Raw genomic sequence first — 20,941 nt, 5'->3', positions numbered from 1 at the left:
TGCAAAATGGAACCTGAGGCGGTGACCTTCTCCCCTGAACTATCCTCGCTTTAAGGTTAGCCTGTTCTCCAACTGAGGAGACAAACTCTATACGACGAAAAGATGGCAGAAAACCTGTCCATCTATCCTGATCTGGGGTATCGAGAGATCGAAAGACGAACAGAAAGCGGGTTCAATCGAGTCTTCTTCGAAAAATCTATCTGAGTTGATCTGACGAGAACTTAAGCAAACCCGGGATAGCGATCCAACATGATTGACTGGCTAATTTTCATTCCTGCTTGCTTCGCGCTCAACCTTGCTTTTGGTCCGAATAACCTTCTCGCGATGACCCATGGCTCACGGGCCGGCGTTCTTTTTGCCCAAAGGGCTGCGTTTGGTAGGCTCTTGGTTTTTGTGCCGATGATTGTTGTCAGTGCGTTGGGACTAGGCGTTGTCTTGACCGCGTCAGCGACGCTCTTCACCTTTGTTAAGATCGTAGGAGCTGCATATCTAATTTGGTTGGGCGTAGCTCTTTGGCGGAGCGCTCAGACCATAGATGTTGAGATGGGGAGAACATCCACCTCGTCGCTCGGCAGAGCTTTCAGAGCAGAAGGTTTAGTTGCGCTGAGCAACCCCAAAGCGATCCTGATATTTGCCGCATTTTTCCCGCAGTTTGTCGATTTGAATAGCTACTGGCAGAGCTATGCGGCACTCGGCTTTGCGTTTCTAACCATGGAAGCTGTTGCGATCTTCGCATACGCGTCTGCAGGTCACTTTGCGTCCCGCTTTGCTTCTGGAAAGCTGCCAGTGATGCAACGCGTATCGGGGGTCACGATGTTTGTGTTCGGAGTGTTGTTGTTGGTTAGTCCACAACCGACGCGACAATAGCGGTCATCCGTACTGCCGCAGCGAAAGATAGCAAAGTCCGCGTCTTGATCGGTGCCGACCTCGGAGGCGCCGCCGCATCCACTGTCGCGTGGTGCGATAACACATCGAGGATAAGCCCTTTGCTTCCCTTGACTTGAACTAAAGATGCTGCACCGCAGCTTCTCCGAAGCAGACCTTAATCGCTAAAATGCGACCCAAAAAGGCGGCATCTCTGGTGTCATTGGTCTCGGCCTAAAGATTCGCTCCCATTGTCGGTAAGATAGTCTTCGGCGAGGCGCATCACTCCTCCGACACTTCGCAACGTGAAATTGCGACCACAGATGGGTTGCCATCGCCGAGGCTCGCAGCAGCTTCGTGACGAATTGCCTTCTGTAAGAGGAAGGACGCCTTCGGCACAGCATATTCCGTTGCATGAGGGTCGGGGTGCGAAGACTCAGAAGATCTTCGCCTTTACAAAGAGATGTGTCTGCAACTGCGACACAAATCTACCAAGAGACGGGGAACGACAGGGCTTCCGCAAGACCGTACTGGCGTTTTGCGCGCCAACAACGTCCGGGGCATGGAGTTCGTGTACGATCATCTCTTAACAATTGCAGAGCGGGGCAAAAGTGATCCTGTATCTGACGTTGCAAGCTCTGTCTTACACAGCAAGAAGCGGGGCGCTGGAGCCTTTTTCTGCTCCAACGACTGCGAGATGACGGCCCTTTTCTATCCACCGTCGCCACAGTCGTGGTGGGTAACTCAGGTCCCCGGCCCTGTTCCCGGCGCCGCGGCAAGCAATGCGCGGGTGTAGGCGTGCTGCGGGTCGGCGTAGACCTGTGCGGTGTGGCCCGTTTCGACGACCTCTCCCTTGTTCATCACCATGATCCGGTCACATATCTGGGCTGCAACCCGCAGATCATGGGTGATGAACAGCATGGCCAGGTCGAACCGCTCGCGCACATCGTCCAAAAGGTCCAGCACCTGAGCCTGCACCGAGACATCAAGCGCCGAGACCGCCTCATCCGCAATCAGGATAGCAGGCTCCATCGCCAGCGCGCGCGCGATGCAGATGCGCTGGCGTTGCCCGCCGGAGAATTGATGCGGGAAGCGTTCCAGCGCATCTGAAGAGAGCCCGACGACCTTCATCAGCTCCGCAGCGCGAGCCTTCGCCTCGGGAACGGCCAGCCCGAAATTCACGGGCCCTTCGATGATGCTCTGCCCCACGGTCCGGCGCGGGTTGAGCGAGCGATAGGGATCCTGGAACACGATCTGGATATCGCGGCGGTGCGGACGCAATTGGCCTTCGCGCAAGGACGCGATGTTCTCGCCGTCGATCAGGATCGCACCCGAGGTCGGATCGATCAATCGCATGACGCAACGCGCAACGGTGGATTTGCCGGAGCCGCTTTCGCCCACGATCCCCAGCGTTTCGCCCCGCCGCACAGTCAGGTCCACCTCTTGCGCCGCCCTGACAACGCGGCCCGAGCCAAAGAGGCCCTGCTGCCCATATGTCTTCACGAGGGCCTGCGTCTGCAACGCCACAGAACCTTGGGCCTCGGGGCGTTCAGGCGGCGTCATCGACGGCACTGCCGCAATCAATTTCTGGGTATAGGGATCCTTCGGCGCGCCCAGCACCTCGGCCACGGTGCCCTGCTCCACGATACGGCCATGCTTCATCACCGCCACGCGGTCGGCAATCTCGGCCACCACACCAAAGTCATGGGTGATGAACATCACGCCCATTCCCTTGCGCCGCTGGATATCCTTGATCAGCTTGAGGATCTGCGCCTGCGTGGTCACATCGAGCGCAGTTGTCGGCTCGTCTGCAATTAGCAGCTGGGGCTCCAGCGTCAGCGCCATGGCGATCATGATCCGCTGCCGCTGCCCGCCCGAAAGCTGGTGCGGATAGGAGCGGTACATCTTCTCCGGGTCCGGCAGGCTGACGTCCCGCATGGCCTCGATGACCTTGGCCTTACGCGCCGATGCGGAGAGGTCGGTGTGGATCTCCAGCATCTCGCCGATCTGATCGCCCACCCTCAGCACCGGGTTCAGCGCGGTCATCGGCTCCTGAAAAATCATCGCCATCTTCTCGCCGCGCAGTTTGCGCAGGCGTTGGTCGCTGGCGGTCAGCAAATCCTCGCCTTCCAGCGTGATGGTGCCCGCCACAGGCGTCAGCGCGCGCTTGTCCGCCAACCCCATGACCGAGAAGGCTGTGACAGATTTGCCTGACCCGCTTTCGCCGACGATGCAGAGGATCTCGCCTGCATTCACATGCAGGGTGATGTCTTCGACCGCATAGGGACGGTCAGCGCTTGGGGGCAGCTCTACGGTCAGCCCTGTGACCTCCAGAACCGCCATTACCGCATCGCCTTGGCAATGCGCGGATCGAGCGTGTCGCGCAGCCCGTCGCCCACCACGTTCACTGCCAGCACCGTCAGCGCGAGGCAGACGCCGGGGAAGAAGATGATCCACGGGGTCAGTTGGAAGAAGGTGCGCCCTTCGGACATGATGTTGCCCCAGGACGGGATTTCCGGCGGGATGCCCGCGCCCAGAAAGCCGAGGATGGACTCCGTCAACATGGCCGAGCCGCAAATATATGTCGCCTGCACGATTAGCGGCGCGATGGTGTTGGGCAGCACGTGGCGCATGAGGATCGTGGGCACCTTGGTGCCGGCCGAAATCGCCGCTTCCACATAAGGCTCCTCGCGGACAGTCAGCACGACAGAGCGCACCAGCCGCACCACGCGCGGGATTTCAGGGATGACGATGGCCACAACCACCGTGGCGAGCGTGGCACCAGAGAGCGAGATGAGCGCAATCGCCAGCAGGATCGCGGGGATCGACATCAGACCATCCATCAGCCGCATGATCAGCGCGTCCATCAACCGGATGTAGCCCGCGATCAACCCCAGGAAGAGCCCCAGCGCCACGGCAATCACCGCGACCGACAGCCCCACCACCAGCGAGATCTGCGCGCCGTTCACGACGCGGGAATAGACGTCACGCCCCAGCATGTCGGTGCCAAAGAGCCCCGCGCTTCCGGGCGGTTTCAGACGGTTGATCGGGTTCAGTGCCGTGGGGTCTGCCACAAAGAACGGGCCGACAATGGCGAAGGCCGCGATCAGCAACAGGACCACGCCGCCCCAGAACACCCCGCGATTGCGCAGCGCGTGGCGGATGAGGCTGATGTCCTTCGATGTCTCGGCGGGTGCTGCCGGAAGGGTTGCGTCAGTCATCAGTAGCGGATCCTCGGGTCAAGCAGCGTATAGCTGAGGTCGATCATCAGGTTGATGAAGATATAGATGAAACTGAAGAACAGGATCAGACCCTGGATGATCGGGTAGTCGCGCGCCAGCACCGCATCGAGCACCAGTCGCCCCAGGCCGGGGATGTTGAACACGCTTTCGGTCACCACCACCCCGCCGATCAGCAGCGCAATCCCGATGCCGATCACGGTCACCACCGGTACGGCGGCGTTGCGCAGCGCGTGGCGCATCAGGATGGTTAGCTCCGACTGCCCCTTGGCGCGGGCGGTGCGGATGTAGTCTTCCTCCAACACTTCGATGACGGACGCGCGGGTCATCCGCGCAATCAGAGCGATGAAGATCACCGACAGCGTCACTGTCGGCAGCGTGATGTGGTAAAGAAACGGGCCAAACCCTTCCACAAGGGGCGATTTGTACCCCTGCACCGGTAGGATCTTCAGCGACATGGAGAATGTGTAAATGAGGATATAGCCCAGCACGAAGACGGGCACGGAAAACCCGCTGACCGAAAACAGCATCACCACTCGGTCGAGCAGTGAGCCCGCGCGAAAGGCGGCGATGGTGCCCAGAGGCACGGCCACGACAACGGCGAAGATGATGGTCGTGAGCGCCAACAGGATGGTGGGTTCAATACGCTGACCAATCAGTTCGGTCACGGGCTTGCCGGAGAAGATAGAGGTGCCCAGATCCCCTTGGATCAGCGCGCCGACCCAGCGCAGGAACTGCACGACGATAGGGTCCGACAAGCCCAACTGTTCGCGAATGCGCGCCACGTCTTCCGCAGTGGCATAGTCGCCCGCGATCACGGAGGCTGGGTCACCCGGCGCCAGCCGCAGCATCAGGAACACAAACAAAGCCACGAGCACCATGACCGGAATGGTCGAGAGCACACGCATGGTGATGTAGCGCGTCATGGCGCCTCCGCGATTGTCGGAAAACTTTCACATCCGGCGCAGCCCAAAACCGCGCCGGGCAAAACATGTCAGATCACTCGATCGAGATGTTCCAGAAGAACTGTACCGGGGATTTGATCAGACCTTTTACGTTGCTGCGATAGGCCACGGGGTTGAAGAACTGCCCCAACTGGCCGGACGCACCAATGGACCACAGGCGGTCCTGCACTGTCTGGGCGACCTGCTTTTTCTCGTCTTCGCTGCCCGCAACCGCGAAGGCGGCGCGCGCCTCTTCGAGGGCGGCATCCTCGGCCCAGCCGAACCATCCCGCATCCGGGTTACCGGAGAAGGCGATGGCCATCGGGTCAATCACATCCGCACCAATCCACCAGGTGTGGAACATGTTCCAGCCGCCATCGGCCACCGGATCACGCGAGGCGCGGCGTGACGTCAGCGTCGACCAGTCCATCGCCTGCACGTCGACCTCAAAGCCCACGTTGCGCAACTTTTCCGCTGTGACCAGCGAGAAAGCGGAGAGGATCGGGATGTCGGTCGGCTGCATGATCACAACGGGCGTGCCATCATAGCCGGTCTCGGCCAGGGCCGCCTTGGCCGCATCGATGTCCCCCTTGGCGATCACTTCGGAACCCACATCATTGTCGAGCGGGGTGCCACAAGGGAAGACCGAATAGCAGGTTTTCCAGAACTTCGGATCCCCCACAGCCGCAGCCATGTAGTCTTCCTGCTTCATCGCCATGATCGCCGCACGGCGCACATCCGCATTGTCGAAGGGCGGCAACAGGTGGTTGAAACGGGCAAAGCCGATGTTGCCCAGCGGGTCGTTCACCTCGACGGTGATATCCGGGTTCGCCTCCAAGAGCGGTGCAAGATCATTGGCGGGCTGCTCAAAGAAATCCACTTCGCCTGCCATCAGCGCGTTCATCGCTGTGGTCTGATCGGGGAAGTAGGTCCAGACAACCTTGTCGACCTTGGCCACCTTGCCACCCGATGCGGCAGAAACGGGCTCTTCACGCGGCACGTAGTCGTCAAACTTGGTGTAAACCACCGTGCTGCCCGGCACCCATTCATCCGCCTGGAACACAAACGGCCCTGAACCGGTGAAGTCTGTGATTTGCTCAAAAGGGTCGGTCGCCGCAACGCGGGCGGGCATGATGAAGGGCACGTTGGAAGAGATCTTGCCGATGCTCTCCAGCACCAGCCCATAGTCATTGGCCAGCGTCAGCACCACTGTCTTGTCGTCCTGCGCCTCAAGGCTCGCGGTGTTGGCAAAGAGCTGTTGGCCCATACCATCGCGTTTACCCCAGCGCTCCAGCGAGGCCACCACATCCGTCGCCGTGACCGGCGCACCATCGTGGAACGTCAGCCCGTCACGCAGCACAAATGTCCAGGTCAGACCATCCTCGGAGGTTTCCCAGGTATCGACCATCTGCGGCTGCGGCTCGAAGTTTTCGTTCATCGCAAACAGCGTGTCGTAGATCATGTAGCCGTGGTTGCGGGTGATATAAGCGGTGGTCCAGATCGGATCGAGATTTTTCAGATCCGCATGTGGAATCACCCGCAGCGTCGTCTCGGCCTGCGCCACACCCGGCAACGCCCCCAGCGCCAGTGGCCCGGCCAGCAAAGTCGCCAGCAGACTGCGCCGCGTCATCCATCCAAACATCTTCGTCTCCCTCTTGGTCTTGTGTTGTTTCTTGGTTACGCAAGGTTAATGAGGCACGCGCCATGGCGGGTTGTCAATCTCGCGCGGGGCTGTTTCTCTCGGCAAAGCCCTCCGTGCCCGAAGCGCGGGCACTCATTGCAAAGGACGTCTCATGATCACAGTTTTCCGCGCCGCCAAGGTCATCACCATGGACCCGAACCGCCCCGAAGCCACCCATGTGGCTGTGCGCGATGGCCGTGTGCTGGCAGTCGGCGGGCCCGATTGCGCCGAGGGTTGGGGGGAGGCGCAAGTCGATGATCGCTTTGCCGACCAGGTGATTTTGCCCGGGCTGATCGAAGCCCACGCCCACGTCATGGCGGGGGGCATCTGGGACTATACCTATTGCGGTCACTACGCGCGCACGGACCCGCAGGGCAAAACCTGGGAGGGCGTCGGAGACTATGACGCGATCATCGCACGACTGCGCGCGGTCGCGGCAAACACGCCCAAGGGCACGCCGATCATCGGCTGGGGACTGGACCCGAACTTCCTTGCCGGGCGGCGGTTCGACAAGGACCACCTCGATCAGGTCTCGACCGATCATCCGGTGATTGTCTCGCATTCGAACTTCCACCTGATGACAGTGAATTCTGCCGCCCTGGCGCTGGCAGGCTTTGACGCTGGCACGAATATCGAAGGGGTGATGAAAGGCCCAGATGGCACTCCCAATGGCGAGCTGCAGGAATTCGCGGCTATGACGCCGATGTGCGAGGCGAGCGGCTACAACTTCCTCAATATGGCGACCGAGCCAAGCCTGCGCGCCTACGGTCAAGTCGCCCGCCTCTGCGGTGTGACGACGGTGGCCGAGCTGCTGTCGGACCTGCACGACGACGAGGTGACCATGATCGAGCGGGTGGTGCATGACCCCGCTTTCCCCGCCCGCTTTGTGCCCATCATGAATGCGATGGTCGGCGACCCGGAGGAGGAAGCCGCCCGTGCGCTTCGATTGCGCGCCCGCTCCACCGACAGGCTGTCGCTGGGCCGCGCCAAGCTCTTCACCGACGGCGCGATCCAGGGCTACACCGCCAAGCTCAAGGCGCCGGGGTACTTCACCGGCGAGGACAATGGCATCTGGAACATGGATCTCGACCACTACCGCCGCGCGGTCGAGGCGCTGCACAAAGCGGGAGTGAAAACGCATATCCACACCAATGGGGATGCCGCCTCGGAGTTCGCCATCGACGTCTATGAAGAGGTCATGCTGAAGTATCCCAACCCGGACCTGCGCCATACGCTGGAGCATGTTCAGCTGGCCACCCGCGACCAGTTCAAACGCATGAAAGCGCTGGGGCTGACCTGCAACATCTTCGGCAACCACATCCACTATTTCGGCGATATCCATTGGACCAAGACCCTTGGCCCCGACCGCGCGAGCCGCATGAACGCTTGTCGGGATGCGGTGGAGATCTTCGACAATGAATTCGCGATCCACTCCGACGCGCCGATCACTCCCATGGCGCCGCTGGTCACCGCCTGGGCAGCGGTGAACCGGGTGACGGAGACGGGCCGCGTGCTGGGCACGAGCCAGCAGATCACCGTACCGCAGGCACTGCATTGCATCACGCTGGGGGCGGCGCACGTGCTGAAACTGGATCACGAGATCGGCTCGATCCAGACCGGGAAACACGCGGATTTCTGCGTGCTGGGTGAAGACCCGCTGAGCGTGGACCCGATGGCGCTACGCGATATCGAGGTGGTGGCGACTGTTCTGGGCGGTGAGGTGACCGCATGACCCGCGTTGCCGTCGCGGGGTTTCAACATGAAACCAACACCTTTGCCCCCTTCCCCACGCCGCTGAGCCTCTTTGAGACCGGCGGTGCTTGGCCTGCGCTGACCCGAGGGGAGGTCCTGCACGACACCATGCGCGGGCTGAACATTCCACTCTCCGGCTTCATGGCCGCCTGCCCCCATGAAATGATCCCGATCCTCTGGGCCGGGGCAGAGCCAGGTGGCTACGTGGAAGATGAGGCCTTCGAGGCGATCACCGGCGAGATTGTGGCCGCTGTGGCCGAGGCACAGCCCGATGCGGTCTATCTCGACTTGCACGGCGCCATGGTGACGCGCGCCTTTGACGATGCGGAGGCGGAAATCCTGCGGCGCCTGCGCGCCACCGTCGGCCCGGATGTGCCATTGGTGGCGAGCTTTGATCTGCACGCAAACCTCTCCCCGGCGGTGGCTGAGGTGGCGGATGGGGTCACGCTCTACCGCACCTATCCGCACACCGATCTCGCGGAGACTGGCGCGCGGACGGCACAGTTGCTTGACCGGTTGTTGCAGGGCCCGCTGGCCAAAGCCTATGCGCAGGTCGATCTGTTGGTGCCAATCACCGCACAGGCCACCGAGTTCGAACCGGCGCGCAGCCTCTACGCGATGTTGGAGGACCTCGACGTCACCTCCGCCGACATCGCCATGGGCTTTCCGCCCGCCGACATCCCGGACTGCGGCCCCAGCATTTTTGCCTACGACTCGGACCCGACCAAGGCGCAGGCCGCGGTCGACCGCATCGCTGCCGCTTTTTCCGCCGCCGAAGCGCAGTTTGACGCGCGTCTTGAACCCGCCGACGCCTGTGTTGCGCATGCGCTCACCCTGCCCGCACCGGTCGTCATCGCCGACCCGCAGGACAATCCTGGCGCGGGCGGCACGGGCGAGACCACCGGCGTGCTGCAAGCTCTGATCGACGCGCAGGTGCCCGATGCCGTGCTGTCGATGCTCTATGACCCCGACGCCGCTGCCAAGGCCCATGCTGCTGGCGAAGGCGCCGAAATCGAGATCGCCCTCGGCGGCACGTTCACGGACTATTCGCAGCCCGTCATTGCAACGGTTCGTGTCGAGCGGCTCTCAAACGGGGTGTTCGACTTCACCGGACCCATGTATGGCGGTGCCCGGGCGCACCTTGGGCCAATCGCCCGGCTGAAACTCAAAGGGACGGGTATCACCGTCGTTGTCGGCTCCCGCCGCAGCCAGAACGCCGATCAGGAGATGTTCCGCGTTGTCGGGATCGAGCCTGCGGACCACGCGCTTGTCTGCGTCAAATCCGGCGTGCATTTCATGGCCGACTATCTGCGCATCACCGACCGTATCCTCTTTGCCGAAGCACCGGGGGCGAACCCCTGCCACCTGGACACCCTGCCCTTTACCCGCCTGCGCGCAGGCCTGCGCATCGAGCCATCCGGACCCAGGTTTCCACCGTCAAAAACCTGACCGCTGCGCCTATTTCGGGCGCATGCGGACCGAAAAAAGCCAAGATCTGCTGATCAGCCCACAAGCCAGGGCAGGCGTTTTCCTTGCATTCGGCCTGAATTTTGGGCGTTTTTCCTGAAAAACCTGCATTTTCAGCGCATAATCCTCAAAAAATTAGTGAAAATGCAGAGGGTTGGCGACAGCCGCTCGGGAGGTCGCAAAAATTAACAATTGCCGGACCACACGTATGCGTTGAACATGGGTGGGCATAACAAAACTGCAATACTGCCGAAGAGGGACAGATAATGACAACCAAACTGGTGATTGGGCTGGATGGGGCGGGGTCCGGGGACCGCGCGCTCGACTTTGCCTCAGACCTGGCCAGCAGGATCGAGGATTGCGAACTCGTCGTGGCCTATGTGATCGAATGGTCACCGTTTTCATTTCAAACGGCCGAGGAGAACGCGCAGCGGCACAAGCGGCGAGAAGAGGAAATCTCCACCGCGCGTGAACGCGTTGTGGAGCCTGCCGTGGCCTCGCTACAGAAAAAGGGGATCACGGCCAAGGGCGTTGTCCGTCACGGTGACGTGGCCCATACGCTCAACAGCATCTGCGAAAAGGAAGGTGGCCATCAGATCATCGTCTGCCGCACATCAGAAAGCGGCCTTACAAAACGCATTTTCGGCAGCTCGACCGCCAATCTGGTCATGAGCGCAACGGTGCCGGTTACGGTCATTGGATAAGGGGACCATTATGACATTCATCAGAAAAAGCCTTCTCACAGGCGCTGCGGGGTTTGCGGCCCTGCCTGCCGCCGCACAGGAGGCCGCCTCGCTTGACGCGCGTGTGAACGCCGTCTTTGCCGATTTCACCGGCCCCTTCGTCAACCTGATCTTTGCGCCTCTGCCCGGCACCAGCTTTCCCTGGATCGTGCTGTGGCTGGTGGTCGCGGCCTCCATTTTCACCATCTACTTCGCCTTTGTGCAGCTGCGGTACTTCGGTCATTCGATTTCGCTGGTGAAAGGCGACTACTCCGACCCTGACGATGCCGGCGAGGTGAGCCACTTTCAGGCGCTGGCCACCGCCCTGTCCGGCACCGTCGGTCTTGGGAACATCGCGGGCGTCGCCGTGGCGGTCGGGATCGGCGGCCCAGGGGCCACCTTCTGGATGATCCTCGCGGGTCTTCTGGGCATGGCGTCGAAATTCACCGAATGTACGCTCGGCGTGAAATATCGCAACGAGTACCCGGACGGGACCGTTTCGGGCGGCCCGATGTACTATATGTCCAAGGGCTTCAAGGAACGCGGCCTGCCGGGGGGCGGTATCCTTGCGATCCTCTTCTCTGTCTTCTGCATCTTGGGCGCTTTGGGCGGAGGGAACATGTTTCAGGCCAACCAGGCGCATGCGCAGATCACCCAGATCACTGGCGACTATCCCGGCTGGATCACCGGCATCATCTTTGCCGCTGTGGTTTTCGCGGTCATCGTCGGCGGTATCAAATCCATCGCCCGGGTCACCGAGAAAGTCGTGCCTTTCATGGGCATCATGTATGTGGGTGCCGCCGCGATCATCCTGATCGTGAATTACGACATGATCGGCTGGGCCTTTGGCCAGATCTTCGCAGGCGCTTTCACCGGCCTCGGCGTGGCAGGCGGCTTTGTCGGTGCGCTGATCCAGGGCTTCAAGCGTGCGGCTTTCTCAAACGAGGCGGGCGTGGGCTCGGCGGCGATTGCACACTCTGCCGTGCGCACCAAAGAGCCGATCACCGAAGGCTTTGTCTCGCTGCTGGAGCCGCTGATCGACACGGTTGTGATCTGCACCATGACGGCGCTGGTGATCATCATCTCGCAGCAGCTGATCATTGACGCAGAGACCGGCAACTATGTGCTGAACGACGCGGGCAGCGCGATTGCCACGGTGGATGGCAACTCCGGTGTGGCGTTGACCTCCGCGGCCTTTGCCTCCGGCATCAGCTGGTTCCCCTACATCCTGGCGCTGGCGGTGGTGCTCTTTGCCTTCTCGACCATGATCTCCTGGTCGTATTATGGGCTGAAGGCCTGGACCTACCTCTTTGGCGAGGGCAAAATGTCGGAGCTGATCTTCAAGGTCATCTTCTGCATCTTCATCGTGATCGGTGCGGCAGCCAGCCTCGGCCCGGTGATCGACTTCTCCGATGCGGCGATCTTTGCCATGGCGGTGGTCAACATCACGGCGCTCTACTTCCTGATGTCGATTGTGCGGGCGGAGCTGAACTCCTACTCTGCGCGGCTGAAATCCGGCGAAATCAAGAAGTTCGCCCACTAGAGCAAATCCCCCCGGGGCGGCTACTGTTGCCCCGGGACCACCCTGATGCGACAGATCAGGTGGTGTATCCGGCGACAACCTGCAGCAGTTTGAAGGCCGTCGCGGCATCATTCTCAATAACAGCCAGAAACTCTTCGGAGCCGAGACGCAGCGCCTCCACATCCGTGCGCGCGCTCATGGTCAGGGCGCGTGGGACGTCCCGGATAACCCCCAACTCGCCCACCAGAGCACCCGCCCCCACGCTGGCCACCGGGCTGTCCGGATCGCCCATCTCGGGCTGGTACAGGACCGCCTCGCCTGAGAGGATGACATAAGCCCCGTCGGTGGGCCGGTCGTTCTTTTCAAAGATGACATCCCCCGCCGCCGCCGAGAACCAGCGCGCGCCAAAGGCCAAAAGTCGCAGCTGCTTGCGGTTCAGGCCTGAAAACAGCGGTGTGGCCTCCAGCGCGCGCACCTTGCGCAGCAGATCCGCGCTGGCCGCGCTGTCCTCGATCCTGTCTGCCGCGCCCTCCTCTGACACCATACGCCCCTGGCGGATCTCAATGTGCTGGTCAAAATCGTCGAAATTCGGGAAGTTGTCGCCCAGATAGATCACCGTGGTCTCCGGCAGCAAGGCGCGCACCGCCCGGAGCACGGTCGCGCGGGTCTCGGGCGCGTCGCTGGCGGGCACCGTATCCAGCACCAGGATATCGGGCCGCTTGACCGCCGCACGGCTGATCGCCAAAGGCTCCGCAAAGGTCGAGGGCAGCCCCGCACCGCCCAGTCCCAGCGGCAAGGCATAGATCAGCTCGACAATGGGGGTGCGCAGACCGTCCCGCTCCAACACATCAGCCACAAGCCTGCGCAGGGCGTCCGCCCGCCCGCCTGCCGTATCCGAAACCTTGCCGTAGAGCGCATTCTCCAGAACCGACAACCCGGGCGCGATCCGGTCCGGGGCCAGGGGCGCATAAAGCGCCTCCAGACCGCCGGTGACCCGCGCGCCATTTGCCTTTCTCAGGCCAAGGATGCGATCCTGAATATCCGACGTGAATGCGGGCCCCACCTGCTCCATCGAGATCTGTGCCGGGATCGTCATCAACAGGGTCTTCTCCGCCACGCTCAGCGCGGCATTGCTGCGTTTCGCCCCGCCGAGAACCAGGGCGACAGACTGGTTAAAGAGAACAGGATCCAGCCCCAGCTTGCGAAACAGCGGATGTTCGGTGCCATCGGTGCCAAAGATCCGGTGCAGCATGCCGGTCACATCACGCGCCAACCCTAGCAACTGCGGCTCCAGCCCGGAGCTGCGCATCATCTCGAACAGCTCCGTCTGCGCCGCAAGCTCCGGCTGACTGAGCGAACGGCGGAGCGTAGCGAAGAGCAGGTTGCTGGTCACCGGCAGCGCCGGATTGTAGCGTTCGGGATCGAAGCGGTGCACATATTTGTCGAGCCCGGCCTGCACCACGCTTTCCCACACGCGGGTCCGCGCCGCCAGCAACCCGTCGGTCAATTCCACACTGGTGGTTTCGTTGATCGGTTGATCGAGCGCCCTGCGATAAAGCGCCTCACCGGATCCGGTCGCATCCAGCAGTGTCTGCCACCAACGGCCCAGCGTCTGACCCTCCCCCAGCCCTGCGCGCGCCGGATCAAGCCAATTGGTGGCCAAGGGGTCGCCGCTGTTGCCCGCCAGTGCACTTTCCGCAGCCTCGATCTGTGCCTCCTCGGCGACCTGACCAACCGGGCGCGGTTTCAACGCCATCAGGGCGTTATCCTCGAAACTGCCGCGGAACAGCACGGGTGCAGCACCCGCATGGCCAATCCGCGCGGCAATCACCGATTGGTGCAGTCCGGACAGGTCGATCTCGCCGATGTGGATGGTGCCGCTGGCGGGCAGCAGCTCGCGGGTCAACAGATCTCCCAATGCAAGCCGGTCTTCCAGGCTCGGCGCGTCGACAGCCACCAGCGTTCCTGGCTCAAATCGGGCTGAGACATGCTCCAGCACCGGGTGCCCTTCGGGATCCGTCACGGTCACATCGTTGAGCACAATCGGGCCATCAAGCCGGGGGATATCATCCACGGTGCCCTCAATGAGATGGTCATCCAGCGTTCCGCCGGGCGAGAACTTCTCGGTCACGATATGCCAGCGCAGGCTCATGTCCTGGGCCTGGTTGTAGAAGGTCAGCAGCTCTTTCCAGGGGGAGCTGAGATCCTTGTAGGCGGCCAGCGCGGCAACCAGAGCGCCCAGCGACACGGCGCCCTGAATGACCAGATATCCGCCCACAGAGAAGAAGAAAAACGGCGTCAGCTGCGTGATGAAGTTGTTGAGAAACTTCATAAAGAACTTCTTGCGATAGATCTGCAGCCGGATCCCGAAGATGATCCCCAACCGGTGGCTGATCATGGACAGCCGGTAGCGCCAGCCGCCGTGTATGCGCAACTCGGACGCGCCCGCGGCACTTTCGCCGATCAGGGCCGCAAGGTGGCGGACTTCCTTGATGCGCTCCTTGTTCATCAGGTTGATTTGCCGCTGCAGGCGCGGGATCAGCCAGGCCTGCAGGGGGATCATGGCCATCGCGGCCAGACCGAACCACGGGCTTTGCAAAAACAGGAAGGTCAGGATCGTGATCATCTGCCCGGCCTGCAGCACCGGCTGCGTCAGCGCCTCACCCATTATCCCACCCATCGGCTCCGTTTCGCCAGTGATCATGGCGACCAGTTCACCTTGCGAGGTGCGCCGGAAGTAGACCTTGGGAAAGCGCAACATGCGCGAGATCAGCGTGTAGCGCAGGCGGCGCAGCAACCGCTCAGACAGAACACCCTTCATGGTGTTGATTCGCATCTTCAGCAGCCCGTGCACCAGAACGGAGATCAGAAAACACAGACAGAGAATGGCGAGGTAGTGCAGCTGGGTGACCTCGACGCCCAGCACGCGGATCAGCGCGCTTTGTGCCCCAATTGCGTCGTTGATGATGCGTTTGGGCAGTTCCAGCGTGAGGTAGAGGAAGGGAAACAGGCTGCTGGTGACGATGAGCAGTTTCAATTGCCCACGTCTGGAATGCTTCCAAATGAATTGAAAGAGAGACTTTTCGATGGTCCGCACCCCCAATGCGAGACAGCTGGTCTGTTTTCAGACGATTTGGCAGCATCTTAGCGCAGGAGGGAGGATTTAAGAAATAGCTTCACGTCACACTCTCCTATCGAGGGAGACAGCTCAACCGCCGAGGCGGCGCACCACCTTAAAGGAACGGCGGGTCAATTGGGGATGGTCACTGGACGATGACCGCACGGCCAGGAAGCGATATCACGTGGAGGCCGAAGACAATCGACCAAGTGCCGATCCGGACCAGCCGTTTTGGAGAGGTGTGAGGGAAACAGTGAGGAAAGGGCGACGAGGCAAACGCCGAGTACCTTCTTGAAACAACCGGGTCACGCCCTCGACCGCGTGGATTATTCAGCACAACCGCCGCGCGAGACCTGTTCCCGCGCGGCAGTCTGGATCACTTAAAAGAAGGCTTCCGCATTCAGGCCAACGGTGATCGCGCCGATCACCTCACCTGTGGCGGGATCGGTCAGCGCGACGGACACCTGCCCCTGGTAGGTTTGGGAGCTTTCGTCAAATTCGACCTCATCCACGAAAACGGTGCCGGGACCAACGCCATGGGTCTTCTGGAACTTCGCCTCATCCCCTTGCCAGTAATCGGAGGTCACGTCGCTCGCCGCGACATTGAGCCCAAGCCCATCCATGACAAAAATCTCGGTGATACGACCACCGGAGGCTGCGACCTGCTCGCCCAGAAAGGCCGACAGGGAGCGGCCCATGACTTCGGAGATCAAGGGTTGTTCAGCCTGGCCAACCTCGGCCCGCCATTGCCCGTCCCAGGCATCGATCTGCGCCTGGGTGGCGCCTGCGGTCTCCGCGTTCTGCGCGTTGATGGCATCCACCACCTGCGGGCCCGTGGCCCAGGCCATGATGTCGGTTTCGACGAAAGCCTTCATCGCGGGCGGTGCATCAACAGCGCCAGCAATACTGGCTGCAACCACGAGGGGCAGCGCGAGTGAGAATTCACGGAACATATCCAAAGTCCTTTTTCAGGGTCGGTGCGCCAAAGTGGCGCAGATCGACCTCACGCTAGTCTGAACTTCTTTAATGGGCGGTAAAGCCTTTAGGCTGCACCCCGAAACCCTGTCGCCACAACGAATTTTTCCGAACTGTCGGACCGTGACGCCGGTGGTTTAATGTTGGCGACCTTCGAGAATCGCTGCTTCAACAGCTGTTGAAGCGCGCCCTCGGCGCCACCCGCCAGCACCTTGGCGACAAATGTTCCGCCCTCATCCAGCACGTCGAAGGCAAAGTAGGCCGCCGCCTCGCAGAGCGCGATGATCCGCAAATGATCGGTCTGCTTGTGGCCGGAACTGCTTGCCGCCATATCGGACATCACCACATCGGCCTGGCCGCCCAGCCAATCCTTCACCTTCAGATCCGCGTCATCTTCCATGAAATCCAGCTGGTACAACTCACAGCCGGCGATGGGCTCCATCTCTTGCAAGTCAATCCCGAGAATGGTGCCGACGGCTTTACCCGATTTCTCCCCCAGCGCATTCACCCGCTTGACCGCCACCTGGCACCACCCGCCGGGGGCCGCGCCCAGATCCACCACGCGGGCGCCAGGAACAAGGAATCGGTATTTGTCGTCCAGCTCCATGATCTTATAGGCGGCCCGCCCCCGATAGCCCTCGGCCTTTGCGCGCTTGACATACGGGTCGTTCAGCTGCCGCTGCAACCAGCGCGTGGAGCTGAGTTTGCGCCCGCGCGCTGATTTCACCTTGACCTTCAACTCCCGCTGGCCCCGGCCAGAGGTGTTTTTGCCGCTTGGCGTCTTGGCCATCAGATCCCTCCGTCTTCCAACACACCATCCGCGTTCATCTGCGCGTAAAGCAGCCCCTCACGCAACCCGCGATCCGCGACCGACAACCTGTCGGTTGGCCAACAGCGCATGAGCGCCTGTAAGATCGCGGAGCCGGACATGATCAACGCCTGCCGGTCTTGCCCGATGCGCGGATCCGCTCGCCGCCCGGCAGGGCCAAGCGCCAGATACGACCGGATCACCCGGTCAATCTGGTCGGATGTCATATGCAACCCGTCCACCTTGGTCCTGTCATAGCGTTTCAGCCCCAGATGGCTCGCCGCCACGGTTGTAACGGTGCCGGATGTGCCGACAATCTGGAACTTCTCATGCGGCTGCGTGTCGTGATAAGGTGCAAAATCGGCCAGGTTCTCTTCAAAAAACCAGCTCATCAGCGCAAAACGCGCGGCATCGTCTTCCACATCGTTGAACTGATCACGCAGTGTCGCCACGCCCAGGGGCACCGAAATCCAGTCGACGACGCGCGCCTGTGGCAGATCGGTCATCACCGGCTTGAACCCATTGTGCAACCGCATGATGGACTGCGGCCGATCGTGGCGCGGCACATCCGTCAGATCAATCCAGACCAGCTCGGTCGAGCCGCCGCCGATGTCGACCACCAGCAGGTTCTCGGTATTGCGGCTGACCAGCGGCGCGCAGGAGATCACCGCGAGTTGCGCCTCTTCCTGCGGTTTGATGATATCGAGCCGCAGCCCCGTCTCGCGTTGGACGCGCCGCAGGAAGTCCTGAGCGTTCAACGCGCGGCGACAGGCCTCGGTGGCGACCAGCCGCATCCGCCGCACCTTGTTGCGCCGCAGCTTTTGCTGGCAGATCCGCAGAGCCTGAACGGTGCGCGTCATGGAGCCGCGCGACAACCGCCCGGTTTTCTCCAGCCCCGACCCCAATTGGACGGATTTGGAGAAGCTGTCGACCACATGGAACCCATTTCCCTTCGGCTGGGCGATCAACATGCGGCAGCTGTTTGTGCCCAGATCGAGCGCGGCATAAAGCTCACCGGATCTGGACGGTACTGGCGCGGGGCTCAGAGCCATCTTTTTTTCGAGCGCGCCCGCACCTCTGGGACGCTGTGGCGCCATTTTTTGCGCCTTTCATTTCGAGTTAACCTTAGAGTAGTCCGCCCGGCGCGAGGGCGCAAGCGCTGGCTGTGTCCTGTGACATATCGGGCTGCGCTGCGGCTCACGGTCTTCATGAGGATTTTGGCGGATCGCAACGCTCGCTCTGCACGGGCAGATGCGATAGATACAGTGCGTCGCGGACAGATGGTGTTCTGTCGAAATTCTGCCTCGAAAACGGATCAGCAGCCGTTAGATAGGCGAAAAGAGATGAGGGGGATTCGGCCCATGCCCGATGTGACGATAGTCTACTGGCGCGATATTCCGGCTCAGGTGATCGTGGGCAAAGGGCGGCGTGGCTCCAAGCGACAGCTGCCGGAACGGTTCGAACAGGCCATTGACCGCGCGGCGATGAAGGTTGGCGCCGAGGACACTGATGCCTATCTGGCCGAGTGGCGCAAGGCCGATCCCTTCGCGGTTGATGGTGATCCCGAGGCCATCGCCGATGCGCAAGCGGCGCGTCTTGATGCCGAATATGACCGCGAGCGCATCAAGGCCCTGATCAACAACGACGGCTGGGCCTGACCCCTGCCCCGCTTCCTCGACCCACTTCTGACCCGAAAGGACCGTCTGATGGCTCTGCTGAATTTCAAGAAGAAAGATGCGCGCGCGGAAAAAACCGTCGCTCCGGAGGTTGAAGCCTTCTTGCGGGACTATTCCATCGAGGTGATGCCGCGCACCGCCGAGAAGGTCGAGAATTTCCGCGATCTGCTGCCCGAAGGCACACGTGTCTATATCGCCCACATCGAAGGCACGCCGATTGACGATATGGTCGCCACCGCCAAACGCCTGAACGCAGATGGCTATCCGGTGATGCCGCACTTCCCCGCGCGCATCATCAAGGACAAGGCGACACTGGCCGACTGGATTGCGCGCTATCAGGGTGAGGCGGATGTGAAGCAGGCGCTGTTGCTGGCCGGTGGCGTCGCGCAACCGCATGGCGACTTCGACAGCTCCATGCAACTGATGGAGACAGGGCTCTTTGACGAGGCGGGCTTTGAACGCCTGCACGTGGCCGGTCACCCCGAGGGCAACCGCGACATCGACGCCGACGGCTCCATGACAAATGTGACCGCTGCGCTGAAGTGGAAAAACGACTTTCAGAGCCGCACCGATGCGCAGATGGCGATTGCCACGCAATTCGCCTTCGACGCAAAACCGATCATCGCCTGGGCAGACGATCTGGCCGCCCAAGGCATCACATTGCCGGTGCACATAGGCATCGCCGGGCCTGCGAAGCTGCAGACCCTGATCAAATTCGCCATCGCCTGTGGTGTCGGTCCCTCCCTGAAGGTGCTGCAGAAGCGTGCGATGGATGTCACCAAACTGCTGCTTCCTTATGAGCCCACGGATGTCGTCGGTGCATTGGCCGCACACAAGGCGGCGCACCCCGGCTTCAACATCACAAACGTGCACTTCTTCCCATTGGGCGGCATCAAGACCAACGCCACATGGGCCATCGACACTGGTGGCGCGTCCACTGCCCCTGCAAACACCTGATCCAAGGACATCTGAATGACCCGCACCATTGTCGAATCCAAGACCAAGACCGCGATCATCGGCTTTGATCAGCCCTTCTGCGTGATTGGCGAACGGATCAATCCGACCGGCCGCAAGAAACTGGCGCTGGAGCTTGAAGCGGGGGATTTCTCCACCGTCGAGGCGGACGCGCTGGCGCAGGTGGCCGCAGGGGCGACCGTGCTCGACGTGAACTCGGGGGCTGTTTTCACAAACAAGATGGCCGAAGACACGCGCTACGCCGACAACAATTTTGTCGAACCTCCGTTGATGAAAGAACTGGTGCAGCGGGTGCAGGCCATCGTCGATGTGCCGCTGTGCATTGATAGCTCCGTACCGGGTGCGCTGGAATCCGGCCTTGAGGCTTGCGAGGGTCGCCCCCTTTTGAATTCGGTCACAGGCGAGGAAGAGCGGCTGGAGATCGTACTGCCGCTGGTCAAGAAGTATAATGTGCCCGTGGTGGCCATCTCAAACGATGACACAGGGATTTCCGAAGACCCCGATGTGCGCTTTGCTGTCGCCAAGAAGATTGTCGAGCGCGCGGCCGATTTCGGCATCCCCGCGCATGATATTGTTGTCGACCCACTGGTGATGCCCATCGGGGCCATGGCGACAGCAGGCAATCAGGTTTTCACCCTTGTGCGCCGCCTGCGCGAAGAGCTGGGGGTGAATACCACCTGTGGTGCGTCGAATATCTCCTTTGGCTTGCCCAACCGCCACGGCATCAACAATGCGTTCCTGCCGATGGCCATGGGTGCGGGCATGACCTCGGCGATCATGAACCCGGTTGCCCTGCCCGTGTCACCTGCCAAGATCGAGGCCAAGCGTGCCGAACTGGCAGCCGCTGGTGTCATCGTCCCCGATGACATGGATCCCGAGCTTTTCTGCGAACTCACCGGTCTGGGATCGACCAAGCCACGCCCCGGCAAAGAGATGGAAGCGATTCGAGCCGCGAATTTCCTCACCGACAACGACCCGCACGGTGGAGCCTGGATCGAATTCAACAAAGCGCCCCCCAAGCCCGGTCAGGAAGGTCGCGGACGCGGCGGGCGCAGGCGACGCCGCGCCTGACCTGATGCGTCACCCTCTTGAAAACCCCGGCTCTCGCAGCCGGGGTTTTTTGTTTTTTTAGGGGATGTCGAAGCAGCAATTGCGACTTGCTGCACGGCAAGCTCAAAACTTCTGAGGTCAGTAACGC

The 20,941-nt window shown here is 61.3% G+C and carries 16 protein-coding genes; 8 read left to right on the top strand and 8 right to left on the bottom strand.

Annotated features, from left to right (window positions below; translation table 11 throughout):
• Nucleotides 1-249 precede the first annotated feature (249 nt).
• Nucleotides 250-867: a LysE family translocator gene (locus So717_RS17960; protein ID WP_159979898.1), complete on the top strand. Its 618-nt coding sequence runs from the start codon at nt 250-252 to the stop codon at nt 865-867.
• A gap of 741 nt (nt 868-1,608) precedes the next feature.
• Here the strand turns inward: So717_RS17960 and So717_RS17955 are convergent.
• The 4 genes from So717_RS17955 to So717_RS17940 form a co-directional block, all read right to left on the bottom strand.
• A complete protein-coding gene (locus So717_RS17955; RefSeq protein WP_159979896.1) occupies nt 1,609-3,207 on the bottom strand; it encodes an ABC transporter ATP-binding protein in 1,599 nt (532 codons plus the stop codon).
• Complete coding sequence (locus tag So717_RS17950) at nt 3,207-4,085, bottom strand: ABC transporter permease (RefSeq protein WP_159979894.1); 879 nt, start codon at nt 4,083-4,085, stop codon at nt 3,207-3,209. The genes So717_RS17955 and So717_RS17950 overlap by 1 nt, the downstream gene beginning before the upstream one ends.
• Nucleotides 4,085-5,029: an ABC transporter permease gene (locus So717_RS17945; RefSeq protein WP_159979892.1), complete on the bottom strand. Its 945-nt coding sequence runs from the start codon at nt 5,027-5,029 to the stop codon at nt 4,085-4,087. Before So717_RS17945 ends, So717_RS17950 begins: the two co-directional genes overlap by 1 nt.
• 73 nt (nt 5,030-5,102) lie before the next feature.
• A complete protein-coding gene (locus tag So717_RS17940; protein ID WP_159979890.1) occupies nt 5,103-6,689 on the bottom strand; it encodes an ABC transporter substrate-binding protein in 1,587 nt (528 codons plus the stop codon).
• A 151-nt stretch (nt 6,690-6,840) separates the two neighbouring features.
• Here So717_RS17940 and So717_RS17935 point away from each other — a divergent pair, with 151 nt between their 5' ends.
• The 4 genes from So717_RS17935 to So717_RS17920 all read left to right on the top strand — a co-directional run bounded on the left by So717_RS17935 (nt 6,841) and on the right by So717_RS17920 (nt 12,212).
• On the top strand, nt 6,841-8,460 hold the full coding sequence (locus tag So717_RS17935) for an amidohydrolase (RefSeq protein ID WP_159979888.1): 1,620 nt from the start codon (nt 6,841-6,843) through the stop codon (nt 8,458-8,460).
• Nucleotides 8,457-9,929, top strand: coding sequence for a M81 family metallopeptidase (locus tag So717_RS17930; protein ID WP_159979886.1), 1,473 nt, complete (start codon nt 8,457-8,459; stop codon nt 9,927-9,929). The genes So717_RS17935 and So717_RS17930 overlap by 4 nt, the downstream gene beginning before the upstream one ends.
• 284 nt (nt 9,930-10,213) lie before the next feature.
• Nucleotides 10,214-10,651 (top strand): universal stress protein, encoded by a 438-nt coding sequence (locus So717_RS17925; RefSeq protein ID WP_159979884.1) that lies wholly within the window; start codon nt 10,214-10,216, stop codon nt 10,649-10,651.
• A 10-nt stretch (nt 10,652-10,661) separates the two neighbouring features.
• Nucleotides 10,662-12,212, top strand: a complete 1,551-nt coding sequence (locus So717_RS17920) for an alanine/glycine:cation symporter family protein (RefSeq protein WP_159979882.1) — start codon at nt 10,662-10,664, stop codon at nt 12,210-12,212.
• A 55-nt stretch (nt 12,213-12,267) separates the two neighbouring features.
• Here the strand turns inward: So717_RS17920 and So717_RS17915 are convergent, their stop codons facing one another.
• The 4 genes from So717_RS17915 to So717_RS17900 form a co-directional block, all read right to left on the bottom strand.
• Nucleotides 12,268-15,228, bottom strand: a complete 2,961-nt coding sequence (locus So717_RS17915; protein ID WP_159979880.1) for an ABC transporter transmembrane domain-containing protein — start codon at nt 15,226-15,228, stop codon at nt 12,268-12,270.
• A gap of 461 nt (nt 15,229-15,689) precedes the next feature.
• Nucleotides 15,690-16,262 (bottom strand): hypothetical protein, encoded by a 573-nt coding sequence (locus So717_RS17910; protein WP_159979878.1) that lies wholly within the window; start codon nt 16,260-16,262, stop codon nt 15,690-15,692.
• Nucleotides 16,263-16,351: 89 nt separating this feature from the next.
• Nucleotides 16,352-17,074, bottom strand: coding sequence for an RlmE family RNA methyltransferase (locus tag So717_RS17905; RefSeq protein ID WP_159979876.1), 723 nt, complete (start codon nt 17,072-17,074; stop codon nt 16,352-16,354).
• Entirely contained in the window at nt 17,074-18,189 is a 1,116-nt protein-coding gene (locus tag So717_RS17900) for a Ppx/GppA phosphatase family protein (RefSeq protein WP_159979874.1), read from the bottom strand. The genes So717_RS17905 and So717_RS17900 overlap by 1 nt, the downstream gene beginning before the upstream one ends.
• 264 nt (nt 18,190-18,453) lie before the next feature.
• Here So717_RS17900 and So717_RS17895 point away from each other — a divergent pair, with 264 nt between their 5' ends.
• Genes So717_RS17895 through So717_RS17885 form a run of 3 tightly spaced genes read left to right on the top strand, consistent with a single transcriptional unit; the run spans nt 18,454 to nt 20,814 of the window.
• Nucleotides 18,454-18,750 carry a virulence factor gene (locus tag So717_RS17895; protein WP_159979872.1) on the top strand — a complete coding sequence of 99 codons (297 nt, stop codon included), beginning with the start codon at nt 18,454-18,456 and terminating at the stop codon, nt 18,748-18,750.
• Between the two features lie 48 nt (nt 18,751-18,798).
• On the top strand, nt 18,799-19,725 hold the full coding sequence (locus So717_RS17890) for a methylenetetrahydrofolate reductase (protein ID WP_159979870.1): 927 nt from the start codon (nt 18,799-18,801) through the stop codon (nt 19,723-19,725).
• A 15-nt stretch (nt 19,726-19,740) separates the two neighbouring features.
• Nucleotides 19,741-20,814, top strand: a complete 1,074-nt coding sequence (locus tag So717_RS17885; protein WP_159979868.1) for a methyltetrahydrofolate cobalamin methyltransferase — start codon at nt 19,741-19,743, stop codon at nt 20,812-20,814.
• Nucleotides 20,815-20,941: the final 127 nt, after the last annotated feature.

Origin of the sequence: Roseobacter cerasinus, from assembly GCF_009811755.1 — a bacterium.
Classification (GTDB): Bacteria; Pseudomonadota; Alphaproteobacteria; order Rhodobacterales; family Rhodobacteraceae; genus Roseobacter; species Roseobacter cerasinus.
Note: the sequence above shows the minus strand (reverse complement) of the source record. Positions and strands in the feature narration are given on the sequence as shown.

Bases quoted from the DNA above. Each gene is read 5' to 3' on its own strand.
- So717_RS17960 (WP_159979898.1), top strand. From the start codon at position 250: ATGATTGACTGGCTAATTTTCATTCCTGCTTGCTTCGCGCTCAACCTT.
- So717_RS17955 (WP_159979896.1), bottom strand. From the start codon at position 3,207: ATGGCGGTTCTGGAGGTCACAGGGCTGACCGTAGAGCTGCCCCCAAGC.
- So717_RS17950 (WP_159979894.1), bottom strand. From the start codon at position 4,085: ATGACTGACGCAACCCTTCCGGCAGCACCCGCCGAGACATCGAAGGAC.
- So717_RS17945 (WP_159979892.1), bottom strand. From the start codon at position 5,029: ATGACGCGCTACATCACCATGCGTGTGCTCTCGACCATTCCGGTCATG.
- So717_RS17940 (WP_159979890.1), bottom strand. From the start codon at position 6,689: ATGTTTGGATGGATGACGCGGCGCAGTCTGCTGGCGACTTTGCTGGCC.
- So717_RS17935 (WP_159979888.1), top strand. From the start codon at position 6,841: ATGATCACAGTTTTCCGCGCCGCCAAGGTCATCACCATGGACCCGAAC.
- So717_RS17930 (WP_159979886.1), top strand. From the start codon at position 8,457: ATGACCCGCGTTGCCGTCGCGGGGTTTCAACATGAAACCAACACCTTT.
- So717_RS17925 (WP_159979884.1), top strand. From the start codon at position 10,214: ATGACAACCAAACTGGTGATTGGGCTGGATGGGGCGGGGTCCGGGGAC.
- So717_RS17920 (WP_159979882.1), top strand. From the start codon at position 10,662: ATGACATTCATCAGAAAAAGCCTTCTCACAGGCGCTGCGGGGTTTGCG.
- So717_RS17910 (WP_159979878.1), bottom strand. From the start codon at position 16,262: ATGTTCCGTGAATTCTCACTCGCGCTGCCCCTCGTGGTTGCAGCCAGT.
- So717_RS17905 (WP_159979876.1), bottom strand. From the start codon at position 17,074: ATGGCCAAGACGCCAAGCGGCAAAAACACCTCTGGCCGGGGCCAGCGG.
- So717_RS17900 (WP_159979874.1), bottom strand. From the start codon at position 18,189: ATGGCGCCACAGCGTCCCAGAGGTGCGGGCGCGCTCGAAAAAAAGATG.
- So717_RS17895 (WP_159979872.1), top strand. From the start codon at position 18,454: ATGCCCGATGTGACGATAGTCTACTGGCGCGATATTCCGGCTCAGGTG.
- So717_RS17890 (WP_159979870.1), top strand. From the start codon at position 18,799: ATGGCTCTGCTGAATTTCAAGAAGAAAGATGCGCGCGCGGAAAAAACC.
- So717_RS17885 (WP_159979868.1), top strand. From the start codon at position 19,741: ATGACCCGCACCATTGTCGAATCCAAGACCAAGACCGCGATCATCGGC.